The sequence below is a fragment of the Desulfomarina sp. genome, assembly GCF_054039375.1.
In genome coordinates this window covers 1-7469 of sequence record NZ_JBPLBA010000110.1, presented here as the reverse complement: position 1 = coordinate 7469, position 7469 = coordinate 1, and the positions used below count along the sequence as shown (strand labels likewise).

The window sequence follows — 7469 nt, the reverse complement described above, 5'->3', positions numbered from 1 at the left end:
CCAGGTTTTCAATTTTGGAGAGGATGCGAAAACCCATTCGTCTTTTCAACAATTTCAGGATTTTGCAAAGCTCTCCTCCATCGGGAAGAATTGCTGTTGCTGCACCGGTAGGAGTAGGGCATCTGAGGTCGGCACAAAAATCTGCTATGGTGAAATCAGTTTCATGGCCAATACCTGTGACAACAGGGATTTTTGAACGATAAATGGCCCTTGCTGTAAGCTCTTCGTTGAAAGCCCACAAATCTTCAATAGAGCCTCCTCCACGGCAAAGGATTAGAATATCAGCATCTTTAATCCGGTTTGCTGATTCTATGGCGGAAGCAATTTCTTTTGCCGCCTGTTCGCCCTGGACCCTGACCGGAAGAATTTGCAGGCAGGCCGGAAAATTTCTGGAGGAATAAATTTTCAGAAAATCCTGCAGGGCAGCCCCGGTTGGTGAAGAAATTATAATGATTTTAAAGGGAAGGGTAGGAATTTTCTTTTTTATGTCATGGGAGAAGAGTCCTTCAGATGCCAGTCTTGTCTTTAATTTTTCGAATTCTATCTGGAGGTGTCCAGTGCCCAGGTGTTCAATGCTGTCTATGATGATCTGGTAATCTCCCCTTGGTTCATAGACTGAAATCCTGCCGAAACAGATAATCTGCTGTCCATCTTCGAGGGAATGACTGACGAATCGTTTCTGGTTCTTGAACAAAACGGCACGAATCTGTGAATGGCTGTCTTTCAGGGAAAAATAGGAATGACCGGAAAAAGGAACCCTGAGATTGGACACTTCCCCTTTTATGCGGATGAATCTGTACTCGCCTTCCAGCAGAGTTTTGATGGAACTGGTCAGTTCAGTTACTGTAAGAACGGTCGGTGATCCTGTTTCTGATATCATGTTGAACTGTTTGGCGGATTGATGAAGGTGAAATAACCGAACTGCCCATAGACGTCACAGATTCTTCGGTCTTTTTTGTTCCTGCTTGCCCATGAAACTCAGCCGCACAGGAGATGTGCCTGCAGGTAATTATGACCTGAATCCTGCACTTCAGAAAATGAAAAAATGTAATTATGACTTGATTTCAATATATCAGCATGACAGAACATAAGCTTTATATTATATTGACCAGCTCGGATAAAGTCTCTAAAAATTGAACTATCCAGTGATTTTAAACATATTTCAAAATAGATCTATCGGAGGAATGAAAATGGCGGGTGAGAGTGCATACACCAAGCGACTTACTGCAGAAACAAAAATGGACAAAATTGAGGGGTTGCTGGAGCATTTTAATCTGCCGCCTGAAGTAATAGCCTTTATTCGTAAAAATCAAAAGCTTATAATTTTTATCCTTGTTCTGCTTATGATATTTACTGTCACGTTTTCTCTGTATACATCATACAGGAAAAGAATAGTGCAGGAAGGTGCTTCTGCACTTGCTGTTGCTGTTCAGGAAGCGCCTGAAAAAAGAATAGAAGCACTTCAGGCCGTGGTGGAAAAATACGGCAGTACAACATCCGCCCAGTGGGCCAGAATTGAAATAGCTCATCTTGATATGAAAAATGGAAATTATGGTGGTGCTGCAGAAAAATACCTCAGGGAACTGAAAGAAACCGATGATTCAAATCCCCTGTACGGATTGCTTCTCTTTGGTGCCGGCCAGGCTCTGGAATCGGAAAAAAAGTATGATGACGCGGCGGCCAGGTACAATCTCCTGAAAGAGCTGAAAGGGTATGAACATATAGGCTATATCGGCCTGGCTCGTATTGAAGAGGTGCAGGGAAATTTTGAAAAGGCCAATACTACCTATAATAATTTCCTGTTGAACGTGGGTGATGATCCCTCCGCTGCAAGGGCCAGGGCTGAAATTGAATCTCGTATCGCCCGATTGAAAATGAAAATGAGTAAAAAATAGAACTAATAAAATCATATAGTTGCTCTCTGTGAGGAGTTGCGAACAGAGGAGTTGCTGTCCCGACTGCGGTGATTTGACCCTCAGCCGCGGATTTTCAGATAAATGGAGAACTTTGATATGCCAGGATTTGAAATTTTTGGGGAAGAAGAAAAAAAAGAAATAATGGATGTGCTCGATACGGGCGTTCTTTTCAGATATGAATTCCATGACCAGAGAAACGGTGTCTATAAGGTAAAAGAATTTGAAGAGAAATTTGCACGATACTGCGGCTGTGACCATGCTCAGGCAGTTACTTCCGGTACGGCCGCGCTGAAAGTTGCTTTAACTGCAATGGGAATTGGACCGGGTGATGAGGTTATCACCCAGGGCTTCACCTTTGTTGCCACCTGGGAGGCAATTTTTGAGGTCGGAGCCATTCCGGTCTTCACTGAAGTGGACATGACTTTAAACATGGATCCCGCCGATCTTGAGAAAAAGATCACTTCCCGGACCAAATGTATCATTCCGGTGCATATGCTGGGAGCACAGGCAAGAATCAAAGAAATCATGAAAATTGCCGACAAACATTCCATCCCTGTGCTGGAAGACACGGCCCAGGCCGCCGGGGGAAGTATTGACGGGAAGTACCTGGGAACCTTCGGGCGATGCGGTACATTTTCTTTCGATTCCGTCAAGACCATGACCACCGGTGAAGGTGGTATGATAATAACCGATGATGGTGAGTTGAAAAGGACAATGTCTGAATATCAAGATCATGGTCATGATCATAAGGTGAACCCCGGTGGACGTGGAGGAGAAGGGAGGCGGTTTATCGGATTTAATTTCCGAATGATGGAACTCCAGGGAGCAATCGGTATTGCCCAACTGGCAAAACTGGATTCGATGATAGTGGCTCAGAAGAAAAACAAGGCAAAACTGAAAGAGGGTGCCTCAAAGATTCCTGGAGTAAGTTTCCGTGAGCTGATTGACAAAGATGGTGATACGGCAACATTTTTTACATTTATTCTTCAGGATTCTGAGCAGTGCAGGAGGGTGAATGAATCCCTGCGTGCTGATGGTTTCGGGGCTATAAACTGGGCGGAGAACAGTTGGCATTTCTATCCAGCCTGGGAACATCTGCTGGGAGAAAAAACGATTGCCTCCAGTGGGTATCCATTTGTATCCCAGGGGGGAAAAAGAAGGGTTGTTTACGATCCTGAGGCTCTACCGAAATCGGCTGAACTTATGGGGAAAACCCTGGTCTATCCTGTTTCCATAAAAATGGATGAAGATGTACTTGATAATATGTGCAAGGCTCTGGAGAAAGCAGCAGGCGTCTGATAAAGTGCCGGACTCCATGGTTCGGCCATTTATGCCCAGTGGGTGCAAAAAAACTATGAAAATCCCGACTGCAGCGGTACAAACCTTAAGTTGAGGATTGAGTCCCATCCTGTCCTTAAGTTAGCGACATTGAGTAACAACTTACAGGCGGGTTTATTTATAAAATTTATGGGAGCCGAACTGATTCAGGTAAGTGTATTTTGAGGCCCAGTAAGGTTTGATACCATCAGCGTGGTAGTGGGTTGCTCCCTGAGTGAAGTCATTGGTCTGCAGGGCAATATAGACGGATTTCATGCACTGCAGGAAGGCTTTGGGGTCGTCCGGAATATAAGAATTTTTCTGGAAGGTCCAGCTGAACTGATAGGGTTCCTTTACAATGTCCTTGATTGGAACATGCCTCTCATTTGCACGATTCAGGGTAACCAGAGCAACCGCAACCTGACCGACTGTTGGTTCTGAACGCGCTTCGTGGTATACATTGAGAGTGAGCCATAAAAGGCCTTCTAAAAGAGTCATTTTTACTTCTCCTGCAGATTAGACTGTATATTCCGCAAATATAATACATTTATAATAGTCGTCAACACTTTGATAGGAAAAGAAAGGAGTGTTGCGTCGATAATATTGTAACAATTGGAAATTATATTGAATGTAAAAGGTAAATTTTCAGCAGGAGGGATTCTGAACGAAATGGAAAATATATCACTTTAAGTAACTGTCCTTGGGAACAGCTACTCTTAAATTTTATAATTTCTGAAACAATTACCACTTAAATCCAGCAATCAGCAGGCCCGTAATCTGCGCTTTCCCTCCAGAGAGACGAGGGTCATCAAAAAGAAACCGTGAAAAACTGGAGTATCTGTGAGCAATTACGCAATGTATTACGCCACTGCAGGCTGGGTATCCCTGTTGTTGAGAAAAGGCAGGATCGTACCGGTTTTGTTCTGTGAGTTTCCAGATCCATTCATCTGAACCGGCAAAGAACCATTTTTCTGAATTTCGACAAGTTCCCAGCAATGGGGGGAATCTGCGATGGTTTTCATAAAATGAAAGTGTTCGGTGTGGCCTGTCTTGTAAGCGTTCACATGCCCGAGAATCGGACAACCGAGGAGGCTCAGGTCGCCGACAAGGTCCAGTACCTTGTGGCGAATAAACTCGTCATCGAACCTAAGGCCATCTTCATTGAGAACGGATTTGCGGTTCCAGTGAATAGCAATGACATTTTCAAGAGTACTGCCGAGAGCAAGCCCATTAGCCCATAACTCTTCAACCTGTTCCACATACCCGAATGTTCTGGCTTTCGATATTTCCTGACCAAAATTTTCAGCAGACAGGTCAAGGGAGAACTTCTGGTTCTGGATAACCGTGTCGTCAAAGCAGATTTCACCTGTCACTTTAAAACCGTTGTAGGGAGAGATGGAAATCGATTTCTCTCCATCGTTATAGTGAATAGGTTGAGTTACTTTGAGTACTTTTTTAAAACTCTGCTGTTTTTTCTTTCCCGACGATTTTATCAGTTGAAAAAACGGTTCGGCACTCCCGTCCATTATTGGCACCTCGCGGGAATCGAGTTCTATTTCTGCGTTATCAATTCCAAAAGCCTTCAGGGCGGCAAGAAGGTGTTCAGTTGTAGATATCTGTATACGACCATTACCTATGGTTGTTGCAAGCCTGGTGTCCACGACCATATCCATATGTGCCTGAATAGGTTCAACCGGTTGAATATCCGTCCGGAAAAATCGAATACCACTGTCCTCGGGAGCCGGCTTGATGGAGAGATTGACAGTTCTTCCCGAATGTAAACCTACTCCACAGCAGCTGACGGATTTTTGCAGTGTGTACTGATACGGATCAATATGGAGTGTCATATAAATACCTTAAAGAAAAATTGGAAATGATTTTGATTCTTTATGCATTTTTCATGCCACTTTAATCAGGAGGATGGTATGTCTCTATGTGTCTTAAATTACGGGAATAATAGAGGAGTATCTATTGAAGAAGGGAAAAAGAACTGTGTGGGAAAAAACACTTATGCGGGAAAATGACAACAATTAAGCCTCGGAAGAAATTATAATGAACATTGCTGAAAATGATCATTTTATTACGTAATTACGCCTATACGTCAGCGCCATTGAACCTCGCATCTCTGGAAAACTTGCCAATTGCAGGATTCAGGTTAAAAATAAATTCTTTAAAACTTTCTTCCGGTTCAAGTCGGATCTTGAGGACATAAAGGGGAAGTGAAAGTTGCTGATCCATAATTTTTACAAAATCCTTTTCTGTTGTAAGGAGGCTGGTTGCCCCTGTATTCACGGCAGTTTGGCAGAGGCGATTTAAAAGCTGTCGGTTATATCGGCTGTGGTCCCGAAATGTTTTGAAGCCGGTCAGGGAAATTCCTGTTTGTTCCGTTGTCTCCAGAAATCGAGTCGGATTTGCGATGGCACAGAAAGCAAAAACATTGTCCAGGGATGTTGGATCGGAAACCACCCTGTTATTATCTGCGGATACGATTTCAATCCCTGTAAGATAGGTATGAAAAACAGGTTTATCAGGAAACCTCGATGAAAGGAGTCGGGAGAATTTGTCTGCTCGTTTTTTGGTGTCGTCAGTTATACCTGTAATCATAAAGCCACTGCATCTTTTCAGGGCCTGGACAGGTTCCCTGAGTTCGCCGCCGGGAAAAACACGGCTGTTTCCCGCCAGAGTAGTAGCATTGAACAGCACCAGATCAAGGTGACGTTTTACTGCCATGTGTTGAAATCCGTCGTCAAGCAGGATGATGTCAGCATTTAATTCATTAACTGCGTAGAGGCAGGGGTGAATTCTTGTCTTACCGGTAATAACTGGAATTCCGTTCAGTGAACAGGCCAGCATATAAGGCTCATCTCCCGCCTCATATTGATTCAGGTGAACTTTTTCCCCATCCGAGACAATATTGACTTTATTTCCGGCTTTCCCCCTGTATCCTCGACTGATAATTGCCGGTTTGAGACCTTCTTCCTGTAAATAGGAGGCAAGCCATTGAATTACCGGTGTTTTTCCTGATCCTCCCATGGTGAGGTTGCCGATGGATATCACCGGAACGGGAAGGGAATGTTTTTTGAAAATATTTTTACTGTACAGAAAAGCTCTCAGGGTCATCAGGCTGCTGTACAACGGACTGAAGGGACGACCCAGGGAAAAGAGAATATTTAACTTGTTGTTCAAAATAGCACCTTAACGAACCGGCAGGCTCCAAAAACTAAAATGGTAGTTGCTCACTTGCTCACTGGGATAGTAATTCTAATTGTGATTATCCCCTGTCATGAAAATACCATTCAAACTTGAATTCCGCACTTCGGAAAACAAAAAAGATTACCTGAATCCTGCAATCGGCAGTCCAGAGTCTTCGCTTCGGGCGAGGGATGTCGTAAATCGTTGTCATCGCAGTCGGGATTTTGTGAAAATAAACTTATTTATTTACAGTGCTGCAGAAATAATAATGACAGCAGCAATCTGTTGTTCGATTTATCAATAATTGTTTGACATGATCTAATTAATGTTGATATAACAAAACCGTTTCCCTGGGCTCAGGAAAGAAAAAAAATCAGAAAGATCCTGATCGTTGGTAGAAAAATGTTGGCGAAAATCATTGGCGTATCTGTTATGACTGTTCGTAACCGGCTGGTATTAAATGCATATAGGAACAGGACAACTATAAAATACTATTTTTGATTTTTGATTTTGCAAAATCGGACGTAAAAGACTAATATCATGCCGCAGGATTTGCTTGCTCTTTTCTTTACCGCTGAAGGGTATTTTGAAAAATAAGGATTTTTGTTCGTTGTCAAGAAACAGGGACATTAAAAATCGCATCATATCAGTCATGTGTGAGCATTTTTTATTTCCACTGTAACGCTGAGATCAGGCGAAAAACAATTTTTCAAAGTGCCTGAATGCTAAGAGGATGACAGGGTGAGTACTGTATGTTTGTTTAAATTTAAATCCTGCACTTCAGAAAATGGGAAGATTAATCGGTGAGATATTCCAATAGGTTATTGCATGTTTGTTAAAGCCGGTTATTCGCTTTTTGCGTGAACAGATATTTTCCCATTTTCTTTGCCCTGCAGGATTTAGGTTAAATCATTTCATTTTAGAGGGAGGAGAAAATGAAGTCAGCTCTAACTGGTAAATTTGTTTCTACTGCAGCTTGTGTCTTAATGGCCCTTTCACTGCCGGTGAGTGGTATGGCCGGTGATACCATCAAGTTGGGAGTTG

Annotated in this window: 6 protein-coding genes; 2 read left to right on the top strand and 4 right to left on the bottom strand. The window is 43.0% G+C overall.

The annotated features are described in order from the left end of the window. Nucleotides 1–880 (bottom strand): exodeoxyribonuclease VII large subunit (gene xseA / locus ACXLDX_RS06005; protein ID WP_457576291.1); only part of this gene is annotated, 880 nt, incomplete at its 3' end. Between the two features lie 310 nt (nucleotides 881–1190). Between xseA and ACXLDX_RS06000 the strand changes: the two genes are divergently transcribed. Together ACXLDX_RS06000 and ACXLDX_RS05995 are read left to right on the top strand one after the other, a co-directional pair. Beyond that, on the top strand, nucleotides 1191–1895 hold the full coding sequence (locus ACXLDX_RS06000; RefSeq protein WP_457576290.1) for a tetratricopeptide repeat protein: 705 nt from the start codon (nucleotides 1191–1193) through the stop codon (nucleotides 1893–1895). Nucleotides 1896–2012: 117 nt separating this feature from the next. Further along, on the top strand, nucleotides 2013–3215 hold the full coding sequence (locus tag ACXLDX_RS05995) for a DegT/DnrJ/EryC1/StrS family aminotransferase (protein ID WP_457576289.1): 1203 nt from the start codon (nucleotides 2013–2015) through the stop codon (nucleotides 3213–3215). Between the two features lie 153 nt (nucleotides 3216–3368). Here the strand turns inward: ACXLDX_RS05995 and ACXLDX_RS05990 are convergent, their stop codons facing one another. From ACXLDX_RS05990 to lpxK, 3 genes are all read right to left on the bottom strand, one after another. Next, on the bottom strand, nucleotides 3369–3731 hold the full coding sequence (locus tag ACXLDX_RS05990; RefSeq protein WP_457576288.1) for a cell wall hydrolase: 363 nt from the start codon (nucleotides 3729–3731) through the stop codon (nucleotides 3369–3371). A gap of 362 nt (nucleotides 3732–4093) precedes the next feature. Then, on the bottom strand, nucleotides 4094–5080 hold the full coding sequence (lpxC, locus tag ACXLDX_RS05985; RefSeq protein ID WP_457576287.1) for a UDP-3-O-acyl-N-acetylglucosamine deacetylase: 987 nt from the start codon (nucleotides 5078–5080) through the stop codon (nucleotides 4094–4096). A gap of 247 nt (nucleotides 5081–5327) precedes the next feature. Then, complete coding sequence (gene lpxK, locus ACXLDX_RS05980; RefSeq protein ID WP_457576286.1) at nucleotides 5328–6419, bottom strand: tetraacyldisaccharide 4'-kinase; 1092 nt, start codon at nucleotides 6417–6419, stop codon at nucleotides 5328–5330. Nucleotides 6420–7469 lie beyond the last annotated feature (1050 nt).

Coding starts and splice junctions, on each gene's coding strand:
- ACXLDX_RS06000 (WP_457576290.1), top strand. CDS start 1,191: ATGGCGGGTGAGAGTGCATACACCAAGCGACTTACTGCAGAAACAAAA.
- ACXLDX_RS05995 (WP_457576289.1), top strand. CDS start 2,013: ATGCCAGGATTTGAAATTTTTGGGGAAGAAGAAAAAAAAGAAATAATG.
- ACXLDX_RS05990 (WP_457576288.1), bottom strand. CDS start 3,731: ATGACTCTTTTAGAAGGCCTTTTATGGCTCACTCTCAATGTATACCAC.
- lpxC (WP_457576287.1), bottom strand. CDS start 5,080: ATGACACTCCATATTGATCCGTATCAGTACACACTGCAAAAATCCGTC.